The sequence below is a fragment of the Nocardiopsis dassonvillei genome (genome assembly GCF_964273065.1).
Taxonomy (GTDB): domain Bacteria; phylum Actinomycetota; class Actinomycetes; order Streptosporangiales; family Streptosporangiaceae; genus Nocardiopsis; species Nocardiopsis dassonvillei_B.
Window position 1 is genome coordinate 903,410 of sequence record NZ_OZ186815.1, and the last position, 25,023, is coordinate 928,432.

Consider the following 25,023-nt stretch of genomic DNA (forward strand, 5'->3'; position numbering starts at 1 on the left):
GGCCCTCTCCCGCCTAGGACTCACGGACCCGGGCACCGCGGCGCGTCCCGGGGGATCATGGGGGCATGACCGATCCCCACCGAGAACTCGCGGACTTCCTGCGCCGCGCCCGGGCCGCGGGGGATCCGCACCGCTCGGGGCTGCCCTCCGACGGGCGGATCCGCCGGGTCGCCGGGCTGCGCCGCGAGGAGGTCGCGTTCCTGGCCGGCGTTTCGACCGACTACTACACGCGGCTGGAGCAGGGCCGCAGGATCGTCCCGTCCGGCCAGGTGCTCGACGCGCTCGCACGGGCGCTCGACCTCGACGACGCCGGCCGCGCCCACCTGCACGACCTCGTCAACGCGGTCGGTGCGCCGCCCCGCCGGACGCGCACGGCCGCCGGGCGTCAGGTCCGGCCCGGCCTGCGCCGGCTCCTCGACGCCCTCGACGCCCAGCCCGCGCTCGTCCTGGGGCACCGCACCGACGTGCTGGCCGCGAACCGGATGGCGGCGGCCCTGTTCGCCGACTTCGAGCGGATGCGCCCCCGCGAGCGCAACTACGCCCGCTGGATGCTCCTCTCCGACGAGGCGCGGTCGCTGTTCCTGGACTGGGAGCGGCAGGCCCGCAACGCCGTCGAGAGCCTGCGCCTGGACGCCGGGCGCACCCCCGGCGATCCGCAGACCCGGGAGCTCGTCGGGGAGCTCTGCCTGGCCAGCCCGGAGTTCCGCCGGTGGTGGTCGGAGCACCAGGTCCACCGCAGGACCTTCGGTGACAAGCGGCTCCGCCACCCCGTGGTGGGCGAACTGACGGTGGGCTTCGAGACGCTCATGCTCCCCGGCGACGACGACCAGGTCCTGTACGTCTACACGGCCGCGCCCGACCCCGCCTCGCAGGAGGCGCTCGGCCTGCTCGCCGAGCGGACGCGCTCCCGCGCAGCAGCGGTGGCCCGCGCCCTGCAGCACCCCTCGGACTGACGACCGGCGGAGAGGGGCGGCCCGGCAACGGGGCCCGTCGGCGGATCAGGGCGGGGAGGCGTCCCCGGCCAGGCATGCTGTGGTCGAGGACATGGCGCACACGCCTCCGCCGCAGGCGGTCCAGGCCCCGGGCCGGTGGCAGGGCGATGTCACCCGTGCCGGCGGCCTGCGCCTGGGGCGGATCCGGTCCCCCGAGGCCATCGGTCCCCGACCCCGACGGCGGCGGGCGCCTGGTGCACGCTCACCGGTGGCGGCCGGACCGGGCCGCATGAGAACTCTCCGCCTGACGCTCTCCACCGCCTCCACGATGCCGGAGGAGACCGGCCCCGGCCGGGTCCGCCTGCTCCGGGCGAGGGGTGGTCGGTCACCGTCCCGTGCACGCCGGCGGTCGCCCGACTCCACGGCCCGGCCGAGCTGGAGGAGCTGACCGGCGGGCCGGTCCGCGCGGACTCCGCCTTCCCGGCACCGGGGCGGGCCCGCCCCTGGTCGTTCGGCTCCACCGACAGGGCGGTCCTCGGACCGACGGACACGTTCGCCGTCGCGCTCGTGTGCGGGATGACCGGGCACGGCGTCCCCGCACTCCTCCTGCCCGGGAGCGGCACCGGACTCACCGGCGATCCCGCCTGGCGGCGCAGCCGCCGCATGCCGGAGGAGGTCCCCGACCTGACCCTGTTGCGCGGCGCCTCCCACGGCCTCTCCCGGAGGGGTGCGTCGGCCGGACGTCCCGGGACGGGACGCCGGGGTCGCGGAGGGGCCGGACCGGCGTGAGTCGCACGCCACACCGCCCCCGCACGCGCGGCTGTCACAGGTTCAGGGCGGTGTGTGTCCTGTGGGCGAAACCCTCAAGGCAAGGAGTCCACATGGAAGCCCGACTCGACCTCATGGCCGACCCCGTCTTCGGAAGGTTCATGAAGCACATGGTGGCGGCCCACCGGTCCCTCGGGGACGCGACGGTGCCCGAGTCCACCCTGGAGCTGGTGCGGATCCGGGCCAGCCAGATCAACGGCTGCGGCGTCTGCACCGACATGCACACCAAGGACGCCGCGCACGCCGGTGAGAGCGCGGTCCGGATCAACCTCGTCGCCGCCTGGCGGGAGGCCACGGTCTTCACCGAGGCCGAGCGGGCCGCCCTCGAACTGGCCGAGCAGGGCACCCGCATCGCCGACGCCTCCGGCGGCGTGACCGCCGAGGCCTGGGAGAACGCCGTGAAGCACTACGACGAGGGCCGGCTCGTCGCCCTGGTCGCCACCATCGCCCTCATCAACGCCGCCAACCGGATCAACGTCATGAACATGACCCCCGCCGGCGGCTACGAGCCCGGCCGGTTCCACTGAGCACCCGGTCCGGCCCGCCGCCGCTCCCCGCGGCGGGCCGGACCGTCCGGGCCCGCACGGGGCCGGGCGGCACCGGGACTTGCACTTGACACCGGTGTCACGACCTAGCGTTCCCCGGTGGCGGCGCGCTCCCGACAGGGGCGCCCCGCCCCGGGTCGGCACGGAAGTCCGGTCCGGACGGGAAAGAAGAAGTCCACCGGGGAGATCCGTGAACCGCAGACCGCCGCTATGGCTGTTCCTCCTCTTCGTCGTCCTCCTCGCGACGGCCACCGACGAGTTCATCATCGCCGGGATCCTGCCCTCCCTCGCCTCGGACCTCGGCGTCTCCGTCTCCGCCTCCGGGCAGCTGGTCACCGTCTTCGCCGTGGTCTACGCCGCGGGCGCCCCGACCACGGCCGTCGCCCTGGAGCGGTACCCGCGGCGCACGGTCATGGTCGCCGGGCTGGCCGTCTTCGCGCTGGCCAACACGGCCGCGGCTCTCGCCCCGGGGTACTGGCCGCTGATGGCCACCCGGGCCGTGGCCGCCCTGGCGGCGGCCGTGGTCACGGCGGCCGCCTTCGCCACCGCGGCGGCCCGCGCCCCCGAGGGGCGGCAGGGCCGCTACCTGGGCGTGGTCACGGCGGGGATGACGGTCGCCCTCATCACCGGTGTCCCGCTCGGCGCCTGGCTGGGCGGCACGGTCGGCTGGCGCGCCACGTTCGCGCTCATCGCCGCCGTGGGCGCGGCCGCGGCCGCGGGCCTGCTGTTCGCGGCCCCGGCGGTCCCCGGCAGCGCGCCCGCCCCGCTGCGGGAGCGGCTGCGCCCGCTGTCCAGCCCCGCCGTGCTGCGCTATGTGCTCGTCACCTTCCTCGCGGCCGCCGGGGGCCTGATGTTCTACAGCTACCTTTCGGTGTACACCGCGCAGGTCGCCTCCGGCTCCCACACCCTGCTGACCGCCCTGCTGTTCGTCGTGGGGGCCGCCGGGCTCGCGGGGGCCCTGGTGGGAGGGCGCTGGGCCGACTCGATGGGTCCGCAGCGGGCGCTGAGCGCCGTCGTCGGCGGGCACGCGGCCGCGCTGGTCCTGCTCGCCGCCCTGGCGTTCAGCGGCCTGGGGAACGCCCTCGTCCTCGGTGCGCTCGTCGCGCTGTGGGCGGTGTTCGCCTGGGGCCTCAACCCGCCCGTCCAGGGCAGCGTCCTGGCCGCGGCGGGGCCGGGGCACGGGATGACCGCGCTGGCGGTGAACATCGCGGGCCTGTACCTCGGCACGGGGGTGGCCGGGGCCCTGGGGGGCGTCGTCATCGAGCTGGCCGGGGCCGCCTGGCTGCCGGCGGCCTCCGCCGTTCTCATGCTCGGCTCGGCGCTGCTCACACTGCGCCCCGCGCGTGAGAACCCCCGCGCCGTTACCCTGGCCGGGTGAGGATCGGAGAGCTCGCCGAGCGCACGGGTGTCAGCCGAAGGTCGCTGAGGTACTACGAGCAGCACGGTCTGCTGCGTTCGCGCAGGACCGACAAGGACTGGCGCGAGTACGACGACACCGCCGTCGTCCGGGTCCGCAACATCCGCGGCCTGCTGGAGGCCGGCCTGACCATGGCCGACCTCCAGCCCATCGCGCCCTGTCTGGACCAAAAGCTCGACCCCGAGCACTGCCACCGGGCCCTGGAGATCTACAACAAGCGCCTGGGCGAGCTGGACCGCCGGATCTCCGAGCTGGCCGGCAACCGCGAACGGCTGCTGGAGCGGATGCGCGGCTGATCCGGATCCTCCCGGAGCCCGCGCATCCGCGCCCCCGTCACCCGCCGACGATCGCCCCGAGCGTCACGTACAGCAGCGACGGTCCGAGCAGGCAGCCCACGCCCGTGTAGAAGGTGGCGGTCATGGCGCCGTAGGGCACCAGGCGCCTGTCGGTGGCCGCCAGCCCGCCCGCCACACCGGAGGTGGTGCCCATCAGGCCGCCGTAGGCCATCGCGGACTTGGGGTTGTTCAGCCCGATCAGCGGGGCGATCAGCGGCGTCCCCACCATCACCACCACGGACTTGACGAGCCCGGCTGCCACGGACAGCGCGATCACCTCCGAGCCCGCCCCCACCGCGGTCCCGGTCACCGGGCCGACGATGTAGGTGGCCGCGCCGGCGCCGATGGTCGCCATCGACGCGGCGTCCGTGTAGCCGAAGGCGGCGGCGATCGCCGCCCCGACGGCGAACGAGACCAGTACGCCGAGCACGATCGACAGCCCGCCGACCAGCCCGGCGCGCCTGATCTCCCGCAGGTCCACGCCGTAGGCGGTGGAGACGATCGCGAAGTCCCTCAGCATCGCGCCGCCCATGAGGCCCAGCCCGGAGAAGACCGCGATGTCGGCCAGTCCGTGCTCGCCGCCGGACACCCACCCGCCCCAGTACGCCAGCACCAGGCCGAGGATGATGGCGATGGCCGAGCCGTGCAGCCAGCCGCGGGTGAGCTTCGCGGACAGCCATCCGGAGACGGCCATCAGGCCGCCGACCACCACGAAGGCGACGAGCAGGTCGTTGCTCTGGAAGACGTCGGTGATCCGCTCCATGTCAGGCCTCCCTGCGCTCTTCCTCGGCCAGCGGCGGCAGCGGTTCCGCCGGTTCGCCGATCCGTGCCAGGACGGGCACCAGGGCGGCCCCCGCGGCGAGCGCCCCCAGGCCCGCGGTGATCGCCATCGGACCGCCCGCGATCGCCTTGGCCACGTTCTGGGTGGAGGCCATGGCGATGACGACCGGGATGTACATCGCGCTCCAGAAGAGCACGCCCTGCTCGGTGGCCTCGGGGAGTTTCCCGTTCCTGCGCAGCCGGTCGGAGACGAGCACCAGCATGATCATGGCGAAGCCGACTCCGCCGACGTTGGCGTCGACGCCGACCGCGGCGCCGAGGAGTTCGCCCACGAGCGCGCCCGCGAGCAGGCACACCGCCAGGGCTGCCACTCCGTAGAGGACCATCGTTCTCTCCTTGATTCGGGGGGTGGCCGGCGGAGGTGCCGGAAGTGGTCGGCGGGGACGCCGGGAGCGACCGGCGGTCAGGCGTCCGCGCCGGTGAACAGGTCCGCGTAGCGCCTGCGCAGTTCGGCCTTCTGCACCTTCCCCATGACGTTGCGGGGCAGTGCCTCGACGACGCACACCGCGCGCGGCCGCTTGAACCGGGCGAGGTCCCCGGCGATGGACTCCAGCAGCTCCCCGGCCCGGACCTCCTCTCCCCGCCGGGGGACGACGACGGCCGCCACGGCCTCCCCCAGGTCCGGGTGGGGGACGCCGATCACGGCGGACTCCAGGACCGCGGGGTGCGCGTCGAGGAGCTCCTCGACCTCCTTGGGGTAGATGTTGTAGCCGCCGGAGATCACGAGGTCCTTGTCCCGGCCGACGATGCACAGGTGGCCGTCCTCGTCGACGCGGCCCAGGTCGCCGGTGACGAAGAAGCCGTCCGCGCGGAACTCGGCTGCGGTCTTCTCGGGCATCCGCCAGTAGCCGGAGAAGACGTTGGGGCCCCGGACCTCGATGACGCCGACCTCGCCGTCGGGGAGTTCCCGCCCCGTCTCCCGGTCCGCCACCCGGATCTCGACGCCGGGGAGGGGCCGGCCGACCGTGCCGGGCTTGCGCGGCCCCTCGTAGGGGTTGGTGGTGTTCATGCCGGTCTCGGTCATCCCGTAGCGCTCGAGGATGGCGTGGCCGGTGCGGGCCCGGAAGGCCTCGGCGTCGCTCGCGAGCAGCGGGGCCGAGCCGGAGACGAACAGCCTCATCGAGGCGCAGGACTCCGGGGTCAGCCGGTCGCTCCTCAGCAGGCGGGTGTAGAAGGTGGGGACGCCCATGAGCACGGTGGCGCGGGGCAGCAGGTCGATGACCGCGTCGGCGTCGAACCCGGGCAGGTAGTGCATGGAGGCGCCCGCCGCCAGGGTCATGTTGACCGCAACGAAGAGCCCGTGGACGTGGAAGATCGGCAGGGCGTGGATCAGCCGGTCCTCGGAGGTGTACCGCCAGGCCTCGAGCAGCGCCCGGCAGTTGGAGGCGAGGTTGCCGTGGGTGAGCACGGCCCCCTTGGACCGCCCGGTGGTGCCGGAGGTGTACAGGATGGCCGCCGGGTCGTCGGCCGAGGCGTCGTGGTCCCCGTCGTGGCGGTCGTCCCCCTCCAGGAGGGTGCCGTCGCCGGAGGTGCCGAGGGTCTCGACGACGGGCCCCCCGGCCGTGCGGGGGGCGTGCCCGGCCCGGCCGCCGGGTGGGCGGACGAGCACGCGGGGCTGTGCGTCTCCGAGGAAGTACGCCATCTCGGCGTCGGTGTAGGCGGTGTTGAGCGGGAGGAAGACACCGCCGACGCGCAGGGTCGCCAGGTACAGCGCGACGGCCTCCGGGGACTTCTCCACCTGCATCGCGACCCGGTCGCCGGGGGTGACGCCGTCGGCGAGGAGGCGGGCGGCGATCCGCCGCACGGTCTCCTCGGTCTCCCCGTAGGTGATGCTCCTGCCGCCGGGCAGCTCGAACAGCGTCCGGTCCGGTCGCCGCCGCGCCTGCTCGGCGAAGGACCGGTGAATGGCCGTGAATGGCGCCATCGGTGGTGTTCCTCTTTCTCCTCGTTCGGTGCGGGGGGCGTGTCTCAGGTGTCGGAGCCAGGGGTGTGCGGCCACGCGTCCCGCAGGGGTCCGTCGAGCGCCACGGTGCGGCGGCGGACGAAGTCCTCGTGGCGGCGTTCGAGCTCCTCCGGCTCGTAGCGGTAGTTGACCATCGCGCCGTAGGACTGCCGCCAGGCCTGCTCCGAGGTGTTCGCCGGCCAGTTGAGCCTCCACGCGGCGGCCCCGTTGCCCAGGTGGAAGCGGGCGACCGGGTCCAGGGGGCGCCCGTCGTCGCGCTTCTCGGCCGCGATGTACCGGGCCAGGACGGGCAGGAGCCGGGAGCGGATCCGCGCGGTGTCCGCCGGGTCGAGGCCGGCCGGGCCGCCCGCGGCCCCCAGGTCCCGGACGAGCTCCCGCAGGTCGGCGTCGCTCCCGGCCCGCTCGTCGAGCCAGCGCCGGAACCCCGGGATGGGCGAGAGCGTGACGAAGTGCGCCAGGTGCGGCAGCCGGTCGCGCACCTGCTCGATGACCTGCTTGATGAGGAGGCTGCCGAAGGAGATCCCGGTCAGGCCGTCCAGCGCGTTGTTGATCGAGTAGAGCGCCGCCGTGTCGGCCTCCCGGGGGTCCAGGGCGGGGCCGGGCTCCAGCAGGGGGGCGATGTCCCCCGGTGTCCCCCGTACCAGGGCGACCTCCACGAAGATCAGCGGCACGTCTCCGGTGGCCGGGTGGAAGAAGGCGTGGATGCGGCGGTCGGCGGGTTTCAGGCGGCGGCGGAGTTCGGCGCGGTCCGCCATCGGGTGGACCTTCTCGTAGCGCAGCAGGTGGTCGTGCAGCCGCCGGGGCGAATCCGAGGTGACCTCCGCCAGGCGCAGGAAGCCGCGGTTGAACCAGGAGGCGAGCAGGTGGTGGAGGTCGTGGTCCAGGGGCCGCAGCTCCGGGTGGCGGCGCATCAGCCGGCGCAGGTCCGCGCGCATCCCGACCAGGGCGAGCGTGGCGTCGGGCGCGTGGTTCATCCGGCGGAGCAGCCGCTGGCGTGCCGGCTCGACCGCGTCGAAGAGCCCGACCAGCTCCTCCTCGGCCCCCGATCCGGCGTTCCTGGCCTCGTCCCAGCGGTGGAAGGCGGCGCGGACCCGGTCGGGGTCGACGCCGTGGTCCCGGATGACGTGGGTGAAGAAGGCCGACCTGCCGGAGTCGTCGAGCCCGCCGTAGGCGGCCAGGGCCCGCGCCGCGACCGCCCGGATGGAGGCCTCGCCCACGTCGCCCATGAGGACCTCGCAGTCGGTGAGCAGGCGGTCCAGGGCGGACGGCTCCGGCACGTCGGCCGCCCGGGGGCCGCCTCCGCGGCCCTGTTCCGCCGGTCGGGCCGGATCGGTCTCGCGCGCTCCGTCGGGCCGCATCTCCGCTCCTTAGGTAACATACATCACTCGGCGTGATATATATAACAGGGAACGTAGGGTATGGAACAGCGGAGCGCAACCCCCGCAGCCGGTCGGCTAGTCTGGGCGCGGAGGTGGCGATGGCTCGGGTTCCGGAATCCCAGCGCGTACGGGACGCGCTGGAGAACGCCGTCGTCGAGGGCCGCTACCGGCCGGGCGAGCGCCTGGACCCGGCGGAGCTCGAGCGCGAGTTCGGGTGCTCGCGCACACCGGTCCGGGAGGCGCTCCAGGCCCTGGAGCGGTCCGGGCTGGTGCAGATCCGCCCCAAGCAGGGCACGTACGTCACCGAGCTCGGCGTCTCCGAACTGGCCGAGCGCTTCGAGGTCATGGCCGAGCTCGAGGGGATGGCGGCGCGGCTCTGCGCACGCCGCATCGAGCGGGAGTCGATGGACCGGCTCGAGCACACGCTGCGCGAGTGCGAGCGGCACGCCGCGGCGGGCGACGCCGACGGCTACTACTACGCCAACGCCGATTTCCACGGCGTCGTCTACGAGGCGTGCGGCAACGAGTACCTCCGGCAGCAGGCCCACGCGCTCAAACGGGCCCTCCAGCCGTACCGGAGGCTCCAGCTCCGGGTGCCGGACCGCATGCGGCGCTCCCTGGCCGAGCACCGTGCCATCGCCGACGCCATCGTCGCCGGGGACGCCGAGGCCGCGGAGAACGCCGCCCGCGAGCACGTGCTCGTGCAGGTCAAGGAGTTCAGCCAGCTCGTACGGACCTGGCGGCACCTCACCGCCTCGGCACGCGGCACCGCCTGAGGACCGGGCGCGGACGGCCGACCCGCCCGGCAGCGCCCGCCGCCCCCTCGCCCTCGCCGACGGCCCCGGGCGGTGACGGCCCCGGACGCCCGCCCTGCGCCGGGGCGCCCCACCCGCGCCGCCGGGACCGGTGCCGGCCGCGCGCCGTGCCCGCTCGGGGCGGGCCGCCGGGGACGGCGGATCCGGGGCGGCTACGCTCGTGCGCGGGGAGGGACGCGGACCTGCGACGGACCCGGTCCGTCGCGCTCCGCGGCGCGCCTCCGCGAGCCCGACGATCAGTGAGGTGGACGGCCATGGACAAGCCGCGTGGAAAAGACTCGTTCTCGTTGCTGTACAGGGCGGGCTTCCGTATCAACTACACGCTCCTGCACGTCATGGGACCGGCGGCCCTGTCACCCGAGGCCGATCCGCAGCGGCGCGCGAAGAAGGAGTACGAGCGCCGGCGCGAACTCCACAGGGCGTGGAAGGCGCACCGGCGGTCCGCGTAGCACGACCGCGGATGGCGCGCCCGCGCCGTGCGCCCCGGGCGGGGCGCACGGCGCGGGCGGTCACAGGAGGTAGAGGTAGGCGGTCAGGCACAGGCCGGCGACGGCGATCGCCCAGGTGTAGGGCAGGGTGGAGAGCATGGAGCGCTCCGGGCGCACCCCCGCGTACTGGGAGCTCCACACGGTCTGCGTGCTGGTCGGGTCGGACACGCCCAGGACCTGGCCGTAGGAGGCCATGAGGCCCACCACGGCCGGGGCGGGGTAGATGCCCCCGGCCACCAGCACCCCGGCCACACCCGCGCCGAGACCGAAGATGTTCATCGGCCCCCGGTACAGGGCCAGCGGGACCAGCAGCGCGAACACCAGCACGAACAGCGCGACGTGCCCCGGGCTGATGGCGACCACGATCGGGCTCAGGGCCGCGACCGCGCCGGGCAGGTTCACCGCGGCCAGCAGCATGCCGATGGCGATGAACAGCACGATGGGCGGCGCCGCCACGTCGAAGGCCCGGTACAGGGTGCGCAGCGCCGTGGTCGTCACCTCCCGCCAGGGCACGGCGGTGGCCAGGGCGTAGACCACGCCGGCCAGCAGCGAGGGGACGATGGGGATGTCCAGCCCCAGGGCCAGGACGATCGGCACCAGCGGGGTGACGAGGGCGTACCAGGGGGCGTCCCCGCGGCGGCGCCGTCGCGCGGCCCGCTCCCGGCGGGTGCCCCCGCCCCCGGCCGCGCCGGTGCCCGCCCGCACCGCCCAGGTGTGCCGCACGCCCTTGCGGCGCATCTCGACGAGGATGTAGGCCAGGCCGCCGAGCAGGGCGATCGGGAACATGCGCAGCTGGAAGTGCTGGACGGTGGACACCGGCACCCCGATGGCGTCGGACAGGAACTGCCAGTTGATGAGCTCCAGCGGCAGCCCGGCGGCGATGCCGACCAGGACCGTGCCCGCCGCGACGGTGGGCGTCACCCCCACGGCGATCATCGCGGGGATGCCGACCACCCCGGCGAGCATCGCCGCCGGGGCCGAGCCGGTGATGCTCCCGCACAGGATCGCCACCAGGAAGATGCCGACCGCGACCAGGGAGGGGCGCTCCCCGCCGAACTCCACGATCTTGCGGACGAGGGTGGAGGCGATGCCGGTCTCGGACAGGAGCGTGCCCAGCCAGCTGCCCAGGAGGATGGCGACCATGGTCGCGGCCAGGCGCGGCGCCCCCTCCTGGACGACGGTCCCGACCACGCTCTCCTCCTCCCCGGTGAGCGGCGTACCGGCGATGAGGGCGATGGCGACGGCGAGCAGGACGAGGGCGAAGGCGGTGGGCAGGCGGCGCGTCAGCATGAGGCCGACGCCCACCGCCATGGCGAGAAGGATTCCCAGGGCGGTCACGGGCGGTCTCCGAGGGGTGTTCGGGGGCCCGGTCCGCCGGGAGCGGTCCCCTGGTGTTCGAGGGTCGCGGCGATGGCCGCGGTGAGGGCGAGCGGGCTGCGCCGCAGGCCGCAGCGGACGCGGGCATAGGCGTGGGCGGCGATCTCGTCGGCGCCGGCGACGTGGCCGCGCAGGCGCAGGGGGCCCAGCCGCAGCAGGTCGTGGCCGAGCCGGTCGCGCAGGGCGCGGCCGCGGCCGCCGTGCAGCATCCGGTGGGCCTCCTCGTGGGCCAGGGCGGCCTCGCGCACGGCCCGGGGCGGGAAGTCCCGGCCCCAGCCCGCGGCTCGGGCCACCCGGTGGGCGTAGTCGAGGGCGTCGGTGTGGACGACGATCCGGTCGCCGGAGGGCCGGTGCAGGTACTCGGCCAGCAGCACCTCCCCGGGGGAGAGCCCGCGGGCCTCCTCCACCACCCGCGGCGCGTCGGCGTCCGCGTCCGGGGCCCGCTCGGCGAGTTCGCGGCCGAAGTCCAGGGCGCGGGCGGCCCACTCCTTCAGCGTCCCGGGGTCGCGGCCCTCGTGCAGGGGCAGCAGGGACAGCAGGCCGGCGGCGAGGTCGACCTCGTCCGCGGCACCGATGCGGGCGTACTCCCCGTGCGGCGCTCCGGGGCCGCCGGGGTCCGGCGGGCGGTTCACCGGCGCCGCTCCGTGATCACGACGACCTCCTCGTCGGGGGCGCGCCTGGCGATCTCGGTCCCGGCCAGGGCCAGCAGGTGGCCGGCGTCCATGACCCCCGACAGGTCGGCGATCTTGGGGCCGAGCAGCAGCCGGACGGCGGGGGGGACGGCCCCGCCGTCGCCGTAGGAGGTGCGCTCCTCGACCAGGTCCTTGAGGCGGCCCTCGGCCTGCCCGGCGACGAGGGTGTCGATCTCGGCGTCGGCGCTGTGCAGGCGCACGACCCCGTCTCCGTCGACGACCCGGATGTGCCTGCGCTCGCGGGAGAGGCGCCCCAGCGGGCCGGAGGGCCTGCGGACCAGGCCGAGCACGCGGTAGCGGCCGGTGGCGGCGTACTCGGTGAGGTCGGCGGGGTCGGCGCCGAGGCTGTCGGCGGCCGCGGTCCGGGCCTCCTCCCCGGTGACGGCGGCGGTACGGTCCCTGGTGCGCAGCTCGGTGGCGCCGGTGGCCACGGCGGTGACGAGGTTGCGCCGCGGGTCGACGGTGACGTCGACCTCCACCCCGCCGGGGTCGGCGCCCTGGGCGACCACGGCCTCCTCGGCCTGGGCGCGCACCGCCAGGACGTCGGCGTGGGTCGCCCCGGGGATGATGCGCTCCACGGACTCGCGGACCAGGGCCAGGGCGACGCCCAGCGGGCTGATCACCTCGCTGTGGGCGGCGATGCGGGCCCGGATCCCCATGCGCTCGCCCAGGTGGGGGGTGACGGTGGCGGCGCCTCCCCCGCCCCCGACCAGCGCGGCCACCGACCGGTCCAGGCCGTAGTCGGCGATCAGGGCCTCCACCACGGCCTCGACCCGGTCGGTCGCCCGGTCCAGGACGGCGCGGGCGGCCCCCTCGACGTCGGTGCCCAGGGCGCGGGCCAGCGGTTCCAGTGCGGCGCGGGCGGCCCGGGGGTCGGCCCGCGCGTGGTCGCCCTCGGGGACCCGGCCCAGGGCGTTGGCCGCGCAGGTGACGGTGAGGGCGAAGCGCCGGGTGCCGTTGTCCAGGACCGCGTGGTCGGCGGTGTCGGACTCCAGGGGCGCCACCCGGACGAGCCGGGCGCCCCGGAGTTCGTCGGGGTCGGCGAAGCAGGCGTAGAGCAGCCCGGCGATGTGCGCGCTGCGCGGGCCCACGTCGGACAGGACGGCGGCGCCGTCCCCCTCCCCGCCGCCCAGCCGGACGACGGAGCCGCCGCCGACGCCGACGGTGCGCACGTCCAGGGCCGACAGGTAGGTCTCCCTGCCTCCGAGTTCGGCGTGCCTGATCTGGACGCGGCCGCGGCGGATGACGCTGATGTCGGTGGAGGTGCCGCCGGTCTCCAGGAAGACCCCCTCGCTGACGCGCTCGCCCATGAGGGCGCCCGCGACCCCGGCGGCGGGCCCGGACAGGACGGTGAGCAGGGGGCGGCTGCGCATCTCCCCCAGGGACATCACGCCGCCGTCGCAGCGCATGACCATGAGCGGGGCGGTGATCCCGGCCTTGACGATGCTGCTCTCGACCAGGTCGGCGGTCTGGAGCATGCGCGGCATGACCCCGGCGTTGAGCGCGGCGGTGCGGGCGCGCTTGGTGAGGCCGTAGAGCCGGGTGATCTCGTGGGTGGCGGTGGCCGGGATCCCGCGGGCGGCCGCCGCCTCCAGGACCGCCCGCTCGCCCTCGGCGTCGTCGACGCTGAAGGGTTCGGCGGCGACGATGACGTCGGCGCCCCGGGCCGCCACCGAGTCGACGGCGGCCAGTGCGGCCGCCGGGTCCTCGGGGCGGCGCAGGGCCGCGTAGCGGACGGGCAGCCGGTGCCCCGAGTCCAGTCGCAGCCGGCCCAGAGAGCGCAGCCGCCCGACGGCGAACGCGTCGTAGCCGGAGCCGACGCCCACGATGCCGATGGTCGCCACGTCGCCCTCCAGCAGGGCGTTGGTGGCCTGGGTGGTGCCGTGGGCGAGGAAGCCGACGTCGTCGGCGTCCACGCCGACCTCCGCCAGCAGGCGTTCGAGGGCGGTCATGATGCCGTGCGCGACCCCGTCCTCGTGGTCGTGGCTGGTGGGCACCTTGACCTGGCCCAGGAGCTCGAAGGTCGTGGCGCTGACCGCCACCGCGTCGGTGAAGGTGCCGCCGACGTCGATGCCGACGCGTACGGGGTCGCGTGCCGACCTCGTGGCCGGGTCGCTCATGGTGGTGTCCCTTCGTGGGAGGGGTCGGGGGGATGGGAGGGAGGGCTCAGTAGCCGCGGACGTCGGGCCAGTGGCGCTCGACGCCGGTGCGGTCCAGCAGTGCGGTGAACCGCTCCAGGAGCTCGTCCTCGGCGTGCACCGCGTGCGGGGTGGTGCCGTGGTCCAGGGCGAAGGCGGCCAGCCGCCCGGCGGCCTCGCCGATGTTCCACTCCACCGGGTGCAGGCGGAAGCAGCCGTTGGTGATGTGGGTGGTGCCGATGTTCTTGGCGGCGGGCAGCAGGTTGGTCTCCTGCCGGGGCAGCAGAGCCCCCAGCGGGATCTCGAAGGGGACGCTGGCGATGTCGATGTAGGTGTCGCCGCCGGTGGAGGGGTGCAGGTCGATCCGGTAGCTGCCGACGCCCACGGAGTCGTGGCGGCGGACGATGCCGCGGGGGCCCCGGATGTCCAGGGAGACGTCGTGCTCGGTGACCGTGGTGACCGCCCGGATCCTGCGGGACTCGCGGACGTAGGCGGCCTTGGCCAGGCCGAGTTCGGCGCCGGTGACGTCGGGGCGGGGCCGCAGCCCCGGGAACCCGGTGCCGCCGTCCGTGCGCGGGGCCTCGGTCTGGAGCCAGTACAGGACCGACAGGGACAGCTGGCGGGCCTCCTCGTGGGCCCGGCGGACGGTGGCGGCGTCCACCAGCCCCTCGATCTCCAGGGCCGGGGTGAGCCAGTAGTCGTTGAGCGGCCAGTTGGCGAGGGTGATGTCGGAGTCGAAGGCGCCGGGCCGGTGCAGCCCGCGGGCGAGGATGCGGCGGAACCCCCACAGCTCCTTGTCCCCGGCGTCGGCGCTCTGGTCGGCGTCCACCGCCAGCGGGTCGGTGGCGGGGTTGGGCGCGAACCTGCGGGCGACGGGTTCCAGGGTGCGCGGGTCCGGGGCCTGGAACCCGAGCAGCGGGCCGGGCCAGAAGTCCGGCCGGTAGGACCGCCAGAAGTCGTACGTCTCCGGGCGGTCGATGGTGTGGTCCTCCCCCTCGTGGTGGGAGACCGCGAAGCAGTAGGTGATGCCCTGGAGGTTGGCGGGGTCGGCGGTCTCCGGGGCGTGCGGCTCGCCGTGCTCGGAGCGGGCCTCGGCGCCGGTGACGTGGTCGATCCCGGCCATGGGGAGCAGGTCGCCGTTCTCGGTGGCGTCCAGGACGTAGTCCGCGTGGACCGTGTGCTCGCCGCCCTCGCGGTCGTGCAGGGTCACGGCGAGCACCCGCCCGCCGTCGGTGAGCGCCGCGACCGGCCGGTACCGCTCCAGGACGGTGATCCGGCCCGCGGAGCGGTGCGGGGCGAGCATCTCCTCCAGGACGGCCAGGGCGACGCGCGGCTCGTGGCAGAGCTTGCTGACGCGGCCCGCCCCGGGGTTGAGGGTGCGCGCGGCGGCGGCCTCGGCGCGCAGCGGGTAGACGCGGCGGTAGTGGTCGCGGATGCCCTCGCGCAGGCGCCGGTAGGAGGCGGTGGCGCCGAACATCTCGATCCAGGGGTGCTCGTCCGGGGGGACGGCCTGGGAGGTGAGCTGCCCGCCGATCCAGTCGGTCTCCTCGGTGAGGACGACGTTGCGGCCGGAGTCGGCGGCCGCCAGGGCGGCTGCGACGCCGCCCAGTCCCGCGCCGACGACGAGGATCTCGGTTCTGCTCTGGGTCATCCGGGTGTTCGGGCACGGCGCCCCGGCCCGCGGGGCGGTGCCCTTCTCCTTTCTTCGCTTCGCACCTGGCGGTGCGGCTCGTACGGTGGTCGCGGGGGTCAGCGCGGGGGCGGGGCTGCGACGGTGCCGCCCGCGACCGGTTCGCAGGGCAGCAGGCGCCGGGTCTCCAGCCCCTCCTCGCCCGCGATGAGGCGCAGCAGCAGGCGGACCGCGTCGCGGCCCATCCCGCGCATCGGCACGTCGAACCCGCTGAACACCGCGCCTCCCCCGGGCGCGCGGCCGCGGGCGCCGACCGGCGCCCCGAGCACGGCCAGGGACAGGTCGTGCGGGCAGCGCAGCCCGGCGCGTTCGATGGCGGCGCCCAGCCCGGACAGGGCGGCGCCGGTGTCGGTCTGCTCGACGACGACCGCCGTGACGCCCTCGGCCAGCCAGTCGGCCAGCAGCGCGTCGAGGTCGGTGCCGTCGGTGCGCACCACCAGTCCGGCGGTGCCGGTCCCGGTGGCGCGGGCGCCGCGCAGGACGCCCTCCTCCCGGTCGTCGGAGGCGGGGGCCTGGTCGTGTTCGCGCAGGTAGCGGATGTTCCGGTGCCCGGCGGCGGCGAGCCGGGCCAGCACCTCGGCGGAGGCCGAGACGTAGTCGGCGCCCACGTAGGGGACGTCCGGCTCGTTGCGGCGGCCGATGTAGACGAAGGGGAAGCCGTCCTCGACCAGGCGCCGGATCGGTTCGTCGGGGACGTGGCGGCCGAAGAACAGGCAGCCGTCGGCGACCCGCACCCGCCGCACCGAGGCGGGGTCGCCCGCCCCGGCACCGGTGCGGGCGGACCCCGTGAACAGGATGAGGTCCTGGCCCTGGGCGGCGGCCTCCTCCTCGACGCCGACCAGGATCGGGTAGTAGGAGTGCGCCACGTCGGTGGGGAAGGTGGCGCTGAAGGTGTAGAGCCCGAGCATGGCGTTGTCGGCCGAGGCCAGGCGGGTGGCGACGGGGTCGGGCACGTACCCGAGCCGCTCGGCGGCGTCCAGGACCCGCTGGCGCGTCTCCCGGGCCAGGGACATCCCCACGGTGGTGCCGCGCAGGACGAGGGAGACCGTGGTCTGGGAGACGCCGGCCGCCCGTGCGATGTCGGACTGGCGCGGCCTGCGGCGCCCCCGGCCACTCGGTTGTCGCGTGCTCTCCACCGGTTCTCCTCCGATTCGGCGTTCTAATGCGCATTAGTCCATGACTGTGAGCCGGGTCTCAGGCCTGCGTCAAGAGGTGCGGCGGAGATTTCCGGCCGGTGACCGGGGAGTTTCGTTAATACGTATTAGAACCTTGACCAGGGCGTCGGGCCTGGTCGAGACTCGGAGGCCATCGGTGCATCCCCGCCCCCGCCCGAAGGGAACCGCCATGACCGCCCCCCGCCCCCGAACGCCCGGGATCGACCGCCGGACCGCCCTGCTGGGCACCGGCGCCCTGACCGCGGGCGCCCTGCTCGCCGGTGCCGCACCGGCCGCGGCCGCCGCCCCCGCGGCCCCCTCCGCCGCCGCGGCGAACGTGCTGCCGGCCTACCGGTTCGTGCGCGAGGCACTCGACACCGCGAACCTGGCCTACAACCCCACCGGGGAGCTGATCTTCCCGTGCCTGCGCGGGACGGTGGGCCGCCTGTCCGACGCCCCCGGCCGCTTCCTGCTCTACTACGCCCCGCACGACGCGCCCGGCGGCATCTGCCTGGCCTACGCGAACAGCCCGGAGGGGCCGTTCACCGAGCACCCGGGCAACCCGATCGTGTCCCGGAACTGGTCGCCGCACTACTCGGTGAGCCACGTGTCCTCGCCGCACGTGATGTGGAACGCCGAGCGCCGCGAGATGTGGCTGTACTTCCACGGCGAGAACACCACCACCCGGCTGGCCCGCTCGCGCAACGGGATCGACTTCACCTACGAGGGGGTGGTGCTGAACACCGCGATGGTGCCGGGCACCACCGAGGCCTCCTACGCGCGCGTCTTCGACCACCCGCTGCCGGACCGCGGGGCGCGCTACGTCATGGTCTTCATGCGCAACGGGACGAACGACCGCCGCGACATCGGGTGGGGGTGGTCGGCGGACGGCATCACCTTCGACTTCGCCCGCGACCCGCTGGTCCGGCACTCCGACGTGGGCGTCTCGAACCTGTCCGGCCCGCACCTGGTGGTGCGCGGCGGGCGCACCCTGGTCGTGTACCACACCGGCGCCGGGGACATCCGGGCGACGGAGGTGGGCGCGGACTTCTCCCGGCGCGACCACCTGGGGGTGGTCCACACGCCGATGGCCGGACCCCCGGACTCGGGGAGGTCGGCGGCGCCGTCCTTCGGCTCCGACGGCGGCGTGCAGTACATGTTCTACGAGGCGGGGCACCGCCTGGGCGCGACCATCGCCATCGCCCGCGCCGGCTGACGGCCCCCGGCCTGCCGCGAGGCCCCCGTCCCGGTCCCCGGACGGGGGCCGGAACCCGTCCGCCGCGCCTGCGGGGTTCGGCGGGGAGGCCCCGCGATACTCGACCCATGCTCGGTGGAATCCTCGGACGCGTCCTGCCCGCGTCACAGCTGCGCGCCCACGAGGACCTGGTCCAGGACCTCGACCTGTCCTCGGGGGACAGCGGGGCCAAGAAGTCGGCCTTCTGGACGATGCTGGCGCTGTCGGGGCTCATCGCCGCCGGGGGCGTGCTCACCGACTCCACCGCGACGGTGATCGGGGCGATGATCATCGCGCCGCTGTCCACCCCCATCATGGGGATCGCCCTGGGCATCGTCCGCCAGCGGCGCACGGACGCGGTCCGGACCGTCGTCCTGGGGTGCCTGCTGGTGATCGGCATCGGGGTGGTGTTCTCCGCGGTCGTGCCGGGGAGCTACGACCTGGTGAAGAACACCCAGGTGGCCGGGCGCACCTCCCCCGGCCTGCTGGACCTCGTCTCCGCCCTGGCGACCGGCGCGGCCGGGGCGGTGGGCCTGTCCCGCCGCGACGTCGCCGCCGTCCTGCCCGGGGTGGCCATCGCGATCTCGCTGGTCCCGCCCCTGGTGGTGGTGGGCGTGTGCCTGGGCCAGGGCGCGCTGTGGCTGTCGGCCGGGGCGGCGGTGCTGTTCCTGTCCAACCTGCTCGCACTGGTCTTCGCCGGCATGGTGGTGTTCGCGGCCTCCGGCCACGGCGTCCCGGACGGGGAGCGGGACACGCGGGCGGGGCGGCGGGCGCGCCTGGTCCTGGGCGGGCTGTTCACCTTCGTGTTCGCCCTGCTGGCCGCCAACACGGCCGCCACCGTCATGATCGCGGTGTGGACGCACCGGGTGGAGGAGGCCGCCGGCCGCTGGGTCTCGGAGCAGCCGAACGCCTCGGTGACCCGGGTGTACACGGCCTCGCGGACGATGCACGTGGAGGTGCGCGTCCAGGAGGAGCCGCCCCCGGTGGACGCCCTGCTGTCGGACCTGCGGGGGCGGGTCCCCGACCCGCTCAGGGTCGTGGTGGAGACGACCCGCGGCGAACGCGTCGAGGCGGGCCGGGTCGGGGGCTGACCCCGGATACGGCGGCGGCCGGGAGCGGGCGTCCCGCTCCCGGCCGCCGCCGGGCCGGCTCAGGGGGTGACGATCGGGAAGTCGGGCCGGGGCTCGTCCAGGACGGCCATCAGCCGCCGCAGGACGTCCGGGTCCCCCTCGTACTCCACCCCGTCCAGGTCCCCGCCGCCCAGGAGTCCCAGCAGCTGCTGCTTGGAGAGGGCCAGGGTCAGGTCGGCCCCGCCCCCCTTGGGGTCCGGGTGGTGGATGAGCACCCCGTTGGAGAGCATCGCCCGATAGCGCTCACCGCTGTCGGTCATGTGCAGGTCCAGGGTCAGCTCCTCCTTCCAGGCGCGCGGCCCGTCGACGCGGATGGCGACCGAGTCGAGCATCTGGGTGACGCTGAGCGCCGAGGCCATGCTCTCGGCCAGGGCGATGGCCGTCGGCGGCACGCCCCCGCGCAGTTCCTTCGCCCCGACCAGGAAGAAGTTGCGCCAGGTGGCGCACTCGGCTCCGTGGCCGAGCCTGGTCAGCACGTCCGCCAGCAGCTCCTTGGCGTCGGCGTTGTCGGGCTCGGCGAAGACGGCGTGCGAGGCCAGCTCGGCGGCGAAGCGCAGGTCGCCCCCGTCGGCGAAGGAGCGGGCCCGGTCCAGCAGGACGTCGACGCCGCCCATGGCCCGGGCGTAGCGCTCCCCCTGCGCCCGGGGCGGGTGCTGCCACAGGTGGGCCGGGTTGCCGTCGAACCAGCCCATGTAGCGCTGGTAGACGGCCTTGATGTTGTGCGAGATGGAGCCGTAGTAGCCGCGGGTGCTCCAGGCCGCCTCCAGCCCCGGCGGCATCGCCAGCTCCTCGGCGATCTCGATCCCGGTGGAGCCCCTGTTCATCATCCGGAGCGTCTGGTCGTGCAGGTAGGCGTAGATGTCGCGCTGCTCGGCGAGGAACCCGCGGAGCTCCTCGGTGCCCCAGGTCGGCCAGTGGTGGGAGGCGAAGACGACGTCGGAGTCGTCGGCGAACAGCTCGATGGTCTCGTTGAGGTAGCGCGACCACATGCGGGCGTCGCGGACCTGCGCCCCGCGCAGGGTGAGCAGGTTGTGCAGGGTGTGGCAGGCGTTCTCGGCGGTGCACAGGGCGCGCTTCTCGGGGAGGTGGAAGTTCATCTCCGCGGGGGCCTCGGTGCCCGGGGTCATCTGGAAGACGAACCGGACCCCGTCCAGGGTCTCCTCCTGGCCGGTGCGGGTGATCTCCAGGGTCGGCGGGATCAGCCCCACCTTCCCCTGGGAGGTGCCGGGGCCCAGGCCCACGCCCACGAAGCCCTCGGGGTCGGTCTCCAGGCCGAAGGCGGTGAAGTACATGCCGCGCCGGATCATGGCGGTGCCGGCGTAGACGTTCTCGGAGACCGCGTGCTCCATGAAGTGCTCCGGCGCCACGATCGGCACCTTCCCGGAGGCGACGTCGGCCTCGTCCACCACGCCGGCCACGCCGCCGAAGTGGTCCAGGTGGGGGTGGGTGTAGACGACGGCGGTGACGGGGCGGTCGCCGCGGTGCTCTCGGTACAGCTCCAGACCCGCGGCGGCGACCTCCTCCGACACCAGGGGGTCGATGACGACCACGCCGGTGTCGCCCTCGATGAGGGTCATGTTGGACAGGTCCATGCCGCGGATCTGGTAGACCCCCTCGACGACCTCGAACAGGCCGTTCAGGGCGGTCAGCCTGCTCTGCCTCCACAGGTGGGGGTGGACGGTGGGCGGGGCGTTCTCGTCGCCGTCGAGGAGGAAGGAGTGGTCGCGCAGGTCCCAGACGGTCCTGCCGTCCTCATCGGTGACGTGCTGCGGCGCGGGGGCGATGAACCCCCGCCGGGCGTTGTCGAAGTCTGTGGTGTCGTCCGGCGAGGGGCCGGCCGTGCCCGCGTGGTCGTCCCCCGACCTGGTGGGGCGGGGGACGCCCGCGGTCCTGTTGCCGGTCTCGGTGGCACGCGCCATGGAGCCCCTCCAGGGGTGTGCTGTTCGGCCGGGCCCGGTGCCGTCGGCCGGAGTTCCGGCTCGGACCTACCCGGCGCACATCCGGGCTAGGGACAAAAGGCGGTCAACATTCCCTTTGTCGGGAATGCTTCCGCGGGGTTCACCCGCCCTTCGCCGCCCTGCGCCTCCTGCGCTCCGAGGGGCGCAGGAGGAGGCCGATGACCACGCCGACGCCGACGGCGACGGCGAGGGTGGCCCACAGCGGCGCCACCAGGGCGAGGAACAGGACCTGGATCTCGGTGGAGTCGCGGTTCTGCGCCACGAAGAGGACCGCGACGACGAGCAGGACCAGGGCGACCCACACCCGGGGCGGGACCGAGCCCGCGGAGAAGCCCTTCTCCGGTGTGCCGGAGCCGCTCACGGCATCGCCGGACGGTGGAGGAGCGGTCATCGAATCGCCTCCTGTGTCGAAGACGGCACCGCCGGAACGGAACCGCGGGGACCGGCGTCACCGGTTCCGCGGCTCCACGGCGGACCGTGTGCGGATACGGCATTCCCCGGCGCCGGCACCGCCGAAGGCAGGAGAACCCCAACTCTTCCCCCCGATTCGGCGGGCGCCGCCGCGCACCGGCGGCGGCGGGACGGGTCCGTCGCCGCCCTTCGGAGGGGAGGCGCCATGGCCTGAGGACCGCAGAGGGAACATCCGTGGTGGACGCCGCCGGGCCTGGACGGCCCACTGCGGCGCTCGGTACGCGGCGGCGTTCACCGCCGCTCCCGCAGCCGGCCGGTCGACGACGGAACCGCCACCCCCGAGTGCGCCGTCCGTCTTCGGCGGCGGGTTCGCGGCCGAGGGGTTCGAGGCCCTGCCGGGCCGGGGCGCCCGGCGGACCCGGGAGCGGCGGCGGTGTCCCGGCCGGGGCACCGCCGCCTCCCCTACTTCGCCCCGGCTCCCGACGGCAGGGAGACCTCGACGCGGTCGCGGGTCCCCCACCGGGCGATGCGCCCGCAGGTGAGCATTGCGTACAGGTACAGCGGCCGCAGGAAGAGCAGCCGCCACGCCGTGGCCACCGGCGCCAGCAGGAACAGCAGGAACCGCTGGAGCACCGTCTCGTCCGACCGCACGATCGTGAAGATCCGCAGCGAGATGAGGTAGCCGACGGCCGTTCCGATCACCAGCGCCGCCAGGGCGATCTCCCCGGCCTGGGCGCGCAGGCCCGGGTGCGCCAGGATCATCAGGGGGATGGCGTACCCCAGGAAGAGGTGCAGGTACTCCAGCACCGTTCCCCAGAACACCACCCCCCGCACCGGCATGTAGCGCAGCCACCACAGGTGCCGCACCGTCGTGCCCCGCATCCAGCGCAGCTGCTGGCCGAAGTAGTGGCCGGCCCGCTCGGGGACCAGGGTGAACACCAGCGACGAGGGCTGGTGCACCGTGTCCCCTTCGAGGAGCGCGTAGAAGGTGAGCATCGAGTCGTCGTTCATCTGCATGGGGCGGCCCATGAAGGTCTCGTGCTCGTAGACCCCCGCCCGGTCCCGGACCAGGCGGGCCCGGTAGAAGGCGAGGGTGCCCGAGTTGATCGTGACCCTGCGCAGGACCGACTGGGCGCTGCGCAGCCCCCGGGTGAACGGCAGGTACAGCAGGCCGGTCAGCCGGGTGAGCACGTTCGCGTCGCGGTTGAGCACGATGACGTGGCCGGCGACCGACTGCACCCGCGGGTCGGCGAAGGGCACGAGCCCCTCCCGCACGGCGTGCCGGTCCATCACCGAGTCGCTGTCCAGGGTGACGAAGACGTCGGCGTCGTCGTCGGCCAGGACGTGCATCTGGGCGTAGCGCTTGCCCCGGTTCGGGGTGCGGTCCCAGGTGGCCTGGACCCCGACCGCGGCCGCCCGGTCCAGGAACCGGTCCCGGATGTCGGCGTAGTCGACCACCGCACCGGTGTCGGGGTCGGTGGACCCGTCGTCGACGACCCTGACCCGGTCGACCGGCCGGCTCTGCTCGAGCACCGACCGCAGGCACATCTCCAGCACCCGCGGATCCTCGTTGTAGACGGGGATCTGCACCGTGACGAACAGCCGGTCGAGCTCGGCGGCCTGGTCAGGGGTGGCCCGCAGGGGCCGCTCCAGCCAGGCCAGCGGCACCCACCACAGCAGTGCGAAGCACACGAACCACACCAACCCCAGGCCGGTCTCGGCCCCGAGGCCGTGGCGGACCATCGCCACGAGGTGCACGACCCCCCAGGCGAAGAACCCGCTCAGGGACAGCGCCGCGAGCGCCGCCACGACCCCTGGGCGCACGCACCGGGCGGTCGGGAGCTCCTCGGAACCGGGGTCCGTCACTCCGTCGGCCCCCTGTCCGCGCGGAACGAGAACCTGATGAGCACCGCACCGGCCAGCGTGAGCACCAGACCGATGGCGATGAGCCACACATGGCCGGTGGCGATTCCCGTGACCGCCAGCGTGGCACCCGAACCCGTCGATGACCCGTAGGGCATGTCCCTCCCCTTCATGCGTTCCGTTGGGACACCGCCACCTTGCCATCACCCGATTAGGGACCAAGGGCCCGAAATGGAAAACCTGAGATCAAGGCAGAACAAAGAAAATGCCAATCGGTCTTTCACGGGACAAAGCGGCGGCCTCCCCGGGCGCCGGCGATGCGCGCCGAGCGGCTTCAGGGATCCATGCGCCGCAGGCCGTCGAGGACCTGCGACCATTCCGCGATACACCGGGACAGGGCGTCGGGATCGGTCGCCGCCACCGCCCGCTTGCACTCCCGGAGGTCGATGACGCGCTCGAGCCAGCACTGCCTCTCGTAGCCGTCCGGGGCCCCGTCGTGCAGGGCGACGTAGCGCCGGGCGAGCTCGTCGCCCACGGTGGCGAACGCGCCCTGGAGGAGGGCGAGGTCGGTGCTTCGGGGGTGGCCCACGGTGGTCGTCCCGTCGTGTCGGCGAGGCTCCGGCAACGGCCGGTTCCTTACTTCCGCTCGGACGACGCCGGGAGGGGTGCACCGGACCACCCGGATCCTACCCTTACGTCAGGTTAGACATAAGCCCCCGGGGCGGGATTCCGCACCGGACCGGGGACGGGAGGAGCGTTCCGGGCTCCGCGGCCGACCTTCCGTGGGAGAGTCGGCCGAGGCGGGGCGATCGGCCCCACCAGGACCGACGATCAGGAGACAGCATGGGTTCCCGTTTCGAGGAGTTGGCGTGGCGGACGACCCCGCTGGGCGATCTCAGCCTCCGCCGCCGGTACGACCCCCTCTTCCGGAAGGACGTCTACGAGATCAAACTCGACGAGGAGTTCCTCATGTCGAGCCTGTTCACCGCGGCCGAGGTCGAACTCGCGCGGCTGGGCCTGGCCGGACTGGCGGGCTCGGACGGCCTGCGCGTCGCGGTGGGCGGCCTGGGGCTGGGGTACACCGCGCAGGCGGTGCTCGACTCCCCGGGCGTGGCCGAACTCGTCGTCGTCGACGCTCTCGCCGAGGTCATCGACTGGCACCGCGAGGGGCTGATCCCCTCCGGCGCGGGGCTGGTCACCGACCCCCGCTGCCGCCTGGCGCACGGGGACTTCTTCGCCCTGGTCGGCGCCGGGACGGGGACCGCCCCGCAGGTGGGCGCGGAACCGTTCCACGCCGTCCTGGTCGACATCGACCACTCCCCGCGCCACCTGCTCCACCCCGCCCACGCGGGCCTGTACACGGAGGCCGGGCTGCGCCGGCTCTCCGAGCGCCTCCTCGTGCCGGGCGGGGTGTTCGCGCTGTGGTCCAACGACGCACCGGACGAGGAGTTCACCGCCCTGCTGGGAGAGGTCTTCGCCCGGGCCCGCGCCGAGGTCGTCCGCTTCCCCAACCCGCTCCAGGGACGCGACGCGTCCAACACGGTCTACGTCGCCGTGTCCTGAGTGCTTCCGCGCGGGGCCCCGGAGAGCGGCCGACGGCCCCGCACCTCCCGCGGACCCGGCACTCCGCCGCCACCGAACTCCTCGGAGCGCAGGTCGTCGGGGCGCTGGAACGGGCCGCACGTCCCGGCGGCCGCCGGGACGTGCGTCCGCGCCCGGTCGCGGACGCGGCACCGCCGCCGTGCGCCAGGAGAGCGGGCGCCGGTTCCGGGGGAACCGCGTCGCGGAGCGTACCGGGGACGGCGAGCCCCCGGCCCGCGAGGTCGTCGCGGCG

Annotated in this window: 23 protein-coding genes; 9 read left to right on the top strand and 14 right to left on the bottom strand. The window is 74.5% G+C overall.

All coding sequences use genetic code 11. The features are described 5' to 3' along the window. Nucleotides 1-65: 65 nt before the first annotated feature. The 4 genes from ACSUPR_RS04315 (at nucleotide 66) to ACSUPR_RS04330 (ending at nucleotide 4,018) form a co-directional block, all read left to right on the top strand. A complete protein-coding gene (locus tag ACSUPR_RS04315) occupies nucleotides 66-953 on the top strand; it encodes a helix-turn-helix transcriptional regulator (protein WP_436889610.1) in 888 nt (295 codons plus the stop codon). Between the two features lie 860 nt (nucleotides 954-1,813). Further along, a complete protein-coding gene (locus tag ACSUPR_RS04320) occupies nucleotides 1,814-2,287 on the top strand; it encodes a carboxymuconolactone decarboxylase family protein (protein ID WP_436889611.1) in 474 nt (157 codons plus the stop codon). A gap of 208 nt (nucleotides 2,288-2,495) precedes the next feature. Then, nucleotides 2,496-3,683, top strand: coding sequence for an MFS transporter (locus tag ACSUPR_RS04325; protein WP_436889612.1), 1,188 nt, complete (start codon nucleotides 2,496-2,498; stop codon nucleotides 3,681-3,683). Continuing rightward, the gene (locus tag ACSUPR_RS04330; RefSeq protein ID WP_436889613.1) at nucleotides 3,680-4,018 is read left to right on the top strand and encodes a MerR family transcriptional regulator; all 339 of its coding nucleotides are present in this window, start codon (nucleotides 3,680-3,682) and stop codon (nucleotides 4,016-4,018) included. Before ACSUPR_RS04325 ends, ACSUPR_RS04330 begins: the two co-directional genes overlap by 4 nt. A gap of 37 nt (nucleotides 4,019-4,055) precedes the next feature. Here ACSUPR_RS04330 and madM read toward each other — a convergent pair whose 3' ends face one another. The 4 genes from madM to ACSUPR_RS04350 all read right to left on the bottom strand — a co-directional run bounded on the left by madM (nucleotide 4,056) and on the right by ACSUPR_RS04350 (nucleotide 8,218). Continuing rightward, on the bottom strand, nucleotides 4,056-4,820 hold the full coding sequence (gene madM / locus ACSUPR_RS04335; RefSeq protein WP_436889614.1) for a malonate transporter subunit MadM: 765 nt from the start codon (nucleotides 4,818-4,820) through the stop codon (nucleotides 4,056-4,058). Nucleotide 4,821: 1 nt separating this feature from the next. After that, nucleotides 4,822-5,223 carry a malonate transporter subunit MadL gene (gene madL / locus ACSUPR_RS04340; RefSeq protein WP_436889615.1) on the bottom strand — a complete coding sequence of 134 codons (402 nt, stop codon included), beginning with the start codon at nucleotides 5,221-5,223 and terminating at the stop codon, nucleotides 4,822-4,824. Nucleotides 5,224-5,300: 77 nt separating this feature from the next. Beyond that, nucleotides 5,301-6,821 carry a malonate--CoA ligase gene (locus ACSUPR_RS04345; protein WP_436889616.1) on the bottom strand — a complete coding sequence of 507 codons (1,521 nt, stop codon included), beginning with the start codon at nucleotides 6,819-6,821 and terminating at the stop codon, nucleotides 5,301-5,303. A gap of 44 nt (nucleotides 6,822-6,865) precedes the next feature. Further along, the gene (locus ACSUPR_RS04350; RefSeq protein ID WP_436889617.1) at nucleotides 6,866-8,218 is read right to left on the bottom strand and encodes a malonyl-CoA decarboxylase domain-containing protein; all 1,353 of its coding nucleotides are present in this window, start codon (nucleotides 8,216-8,218) and stop codon (nucleotides 6,866-6,868) included. A 119-nt stretch (nucleotides 8,219-8,337) separates the two neighbouring features. Here ACSUPR_RS04350 and ACSUPR_RS04355 point away from each other — a divergent pair, with 119 nt between their 5' ends. Further along, a complete protein-coding gene (locus ACSUPR_RS04355) occupies nucleotides 8,338-9,015 on the top strand; it encodes a GntR family transcriptional regulator (protein WP_436889618.1) in 678 nt (225 codons plus the stop codon). Nucleotides 9,016-9,308: 293 nt separating this feature from the next. Continuing rightward, nucleotides 9,309-9,503 carry a hypothetical protein gene (locus ACSUPR_RS04360; protein ID WP_436889619.1) on the top strand — a complete coding sequence of 65 codons (195 nt, stop codon included), beginning with the start codon at nucleotides 9,309-9,311 and terminating at the stop codon, nucleotides 9,501-9,503. 60 nt (nucleotides 9,504-9,563) lie between these two features. Here ACSUPR_RS04360 and ACSUPR_RS04365 read toward each other — a convergent pair whose 3' ends face one another. From ACSUPR_RS04365 to ACSUPR_RS04385, 5 genes are all read right to left on the bottom strand, one after another. Then, on the bottom strand, nucleotides 9,564-10,880 hold the full coding sequence (locus ACSUPR_RS04365; protein WP_436889620.1) for a transporter: 1,317 nt from the start codon (nucleotides 10,878-10,880) through the stop codon (nucleotides 9,564-9,566). Next, a complete protein-coding gene (locus ACSUPR_RS04370) occupies nucleotides 10,877-11,551 on the bottom strand; it encodes a hypothetical protein (protein ID WP_436889621.1) in 675 nt (224 codons plus the stop codon). The genes ACSUPR_RS04365 and ACSUPR_RS04370 overlap by 4 nt, the downstream gene beginning before the upstream one ends. Continuing rightward, complete coding sequence (locus ACSUPR_RS04375; protein ID WP_436889622.1) at nucleotides 11,548-13,731, bottom strand: hydantoinase/oxoprolinase family protein; 2,184 nt, start codon at nucleotides 13,729-13,731, stop codon at nucleotides 11,548-11,550. Before ACSUPR_RS04375 ends, ACSUPR_RS04370 begins: the two co-directional genes overlap by 4 nt. 46 nt (nucleotides 13,732-13,777) lie before the next feature. After that, nucleotides 13,778-15,400, bottom strand: a complete 1,623-nt coding sequence (locus tag ACSUPR_RS04380; protein WP_436889623.1) for an FAD-dependent oxidoreductase — start codon at nucleotides 15,398-15,400, stop codon at nucleotides 13,778-13,780. A 98-nt stretch (nucleotides 15,401-15,498) separates the two neighbouring features. After that, the gene (locus tag ACSUPR_RS04385; RefSeq protein WP_436889624.1) at nucleotides 15,499-16,575 is read right to left on the bottom strand and encodes a LacI family DNA-binding transcriptional regulator; all 1,077 of its coding nucleotides are present in this window, start codon (nucleotides 16,573-16,575) and stop codon (nucleotides 15,499-15,501) included. A gap of 208 nt (nucleotides 16,576-16,783) precedes the next feature. Here ACSUPR_RS04385 and ACSUPR_RS04390 point away from each other — a divergent pair, with 208 nt between their 5' ends. Both ACSUPR_RS04390 and ACSUPR_RS04395 read left to right on the top strand, forming a co-directional pair. Beyond that, nucleotides 16,784-17,809, top strand: a complete 1,026-nt coding sequence (locus ACSUPR_RS04390) for a hypothetical protein (protein WP_436889625.1) — start codon at nucleotides 16,784-16,786, stop codon at nucleotides 17,807-17,809. Between the two features lie 107 nt (nucleotides 17,810-17,916). After that, the gene (locus ACSUPR_RS04395; RefSeq protein WP_436889626.1) at nucleotides 17,917-18,918 is read left to right on the top strand and encodes a DUF389 domain-containing protein; all 1,002 of its coding nucleotides are present in this window, start codon (nucleotides 17,917-17,919) and stop codon (nucleotides 18,916-18,918) included. Between the two features lie 59 nt (nucleotides 18,919-18,977). On the opposite strand, the gene ACSUPR_RS04400 is transcribed toward ACSUPR_RS04395, so the two are convergent. From ACSUPR_RS04400 to ACSUPR_RS04420, 5 genes are all read right to left on the bottom strand, one after another. Beyond that, on the bottom strand, nucleotides 18,978-20,876 hold the full coding sequence (locus ACSUPR_RS04400) for an alkyl/aryl-sulfatase (RefSeq protein WP_436889627.1): 1,899 nt from the start codon (nucleotides 20,874-20,876) through the stop codon (nucleotides 18,978-18,980). 139 nt (nucleotides 20,877-21,015) lie between these two features. Continuing rightward, nucleotides 21,016-21,306, bottom strand: coding sequence for a LapA family protein (locus ACSUPR_RS04405; RefSeq protein ID WP_436889628.1), 291 nt, complete (start codon nucleotides 21,304-21,306; stop codon nucleotides 21,016-21,018). A 482-nt stretch (nucleotides 21,307-21,788) separates the two neighbouring features. Next, nucleotides 21,789-23,192 (bottom strand): glycosyltransferase family 2 protein, encoded by a 1,404-nt coding sequence (locus ACSUPR_RS04410; protein ID WP_436889629.1) that lies wholly within the window; start codon nucleotides 23,190-23,192, stop codon nucleotides 21,789-21,791. Next, entirely contained in the window at nucleotides 23,189-23,347 is a 159-nt protein-coding gene (locus ACSUPR_RS04415; protein ID WP_436889630.1) for an LPXTG cell wall anchor domain-containing protein, read from the bottom strand. The genes ACSUPR_RS04410 and ACSUPR_RS04415 overlap by 4 nt, the downstream gene beginning before the upstream one ends. Before the next feature lie 176 nt (nucleotides 23,348-23,523). Continuing rightward, nucleotides 23,524-23,814 carry a hypothetical protein gene (locus tag ACSUPR_RS04420; protein ID WP_436889631.1) on the bottom strand — a complete coding sequence of 97 codons (291 nt, stop codon included), beginning with the start codon at nucleotides 23,812-23,814 and terminating at the stop codon, nucleotides 23,524-23,526. Between the two features lie 218 nt (nucleotides 23,815-24,032). Here ACSUPR_RS04420 and ACSUPR_RS04425 point away from each other — a divergent pair, with 218 nt between their 5' ends. After that, nucleotides 24,033-24,752 (top strand): spermidine synthase, encoded by a 720-nt coding sequence (locus ACSUPR_RS04425; RefSeq protein ID WP_436889632.1) that lies wholly within the window; start codon nucleotides 24,033-24,035, stop codon nucleotides 24,750-24,752. Nucleotides 24,753-25,023 lie beyond the last annotated feature (271 nt).

Bases quoted from the DNA above. Each gene is read 5' to 3' on its own strand.
- ACSUPR_RS04315 (WP_436889610.1), top strand. From the start codon at position 66: ATGACCGATCCCCACCGAGAACTCGCGGACTTCCTGCGCCGCGCCCGG.
- ACSUPR_RS04320 (WP_436889611.1), top strand. From the start codon at position 1,814: ATGGAAGCCCGACTCGACCTCATGGCCGACCCCGTCTTCGGAAGGTTC.
- madM (WP_436889614.1), bottom strand. From the start codon at position 4,820: ATGGAGCGGATCACCGACGTCTTCCAGAGCAACGACCTGCTCGTCGCC.
- madL (WP_436889615.1), bottom strand. From the start codon at position 5,223: ATGGTCCTCTACGGAGTGGCAGCCCTGGCGGTGTGCCTGCTCGCGGGC.
- ACSUPR_RS04345 (WP_436889616.1), bottom strand. From the start codon at position 6,821: ATGGCGCCATTCACGGCCATTCACCGGTCCTTCGCCGAGCAGGCGCGG.
- ACSUPR_RS04350 (WP_436889617.1), bottom strand. From the start codon at position 8,218: ATGCGGCCCGACGGAGCGCGCGAGACCGATCCGGCCCGACCGGCGGAA.
- ACSUPR_RS04355 (WP_436889618.1), top strand. From the start codon at position 8,338: ATGGCTCGGGTTCCGGAATCCCAGCGCGTACGGGACGCGCTGGAGAAC.
- ACSUPR_RS04360 (WP_436889619.1), top strand. From the start codon at position 9,309: ATGGACAAGCCGCGTGGAAAAGACTCGTTCTCGTTGCTGTACAGGGCG.
- ACSUPR_RS04375 (WP_436889622.1), bottom strand. From the start codon at position 13,731: ATGAGCGACCCGGCCACGAGGTCGGCACGCGACCCCGTACGCGTCGGC.
- ACSUPR_RS04380 (WP_436889623.1), bottom strand. From the start codon at position 15,400: ATGACCCAGAGCAGAACCGAGATCCTCGTCGTCGGCGCGGGACTGGGC.
- ACSUPR_RS04390 (WP_436889625.1), top strand. From the start codon at position 16,784: ATGACCGCCCCCCGCCCCCGAACGCCCGGGATCGACCGCCGGACCGCC.
- ACSUPR_RS04395 (WP_436889626.1), top strand. From the start codon at position 17,917: ATGCTCGGTGGAATCCTCGGACGCGTCCTGCCCGCGTCACAGCTGCGC.
- ACSUPR_RS04400 (WP_436889627.1), bottom strand. From the start codon at position 20,876: ATGGCGCGTGCCACCGAGACCGGCAACAGGACCGCGGGCGTCCCCCGC.
- ACSUPR_RS04405 (WP_436889628.1), bottom strand. From the start codon at position 21,306: ATGACCGCTCCTCCACCGTCCGGCGATGCCGTGAGCGGCTCCGGCACA.
- ACSUPR_RS04415 (WP_436889630.1), bottom strand. From the start codon at position 23,347: ATGCCCTACGGGTCATCGACGGGTTCGGGTGCCACGCTGGCGGTCACG.
- ACSUPR_RS04425 (WP_436889632.1), top strand. From the start codon at position 24,033: ATGGGTTCCCGTTTCGAGGAGTTGGCGTGGCGGACGACCCCGCTGGGC.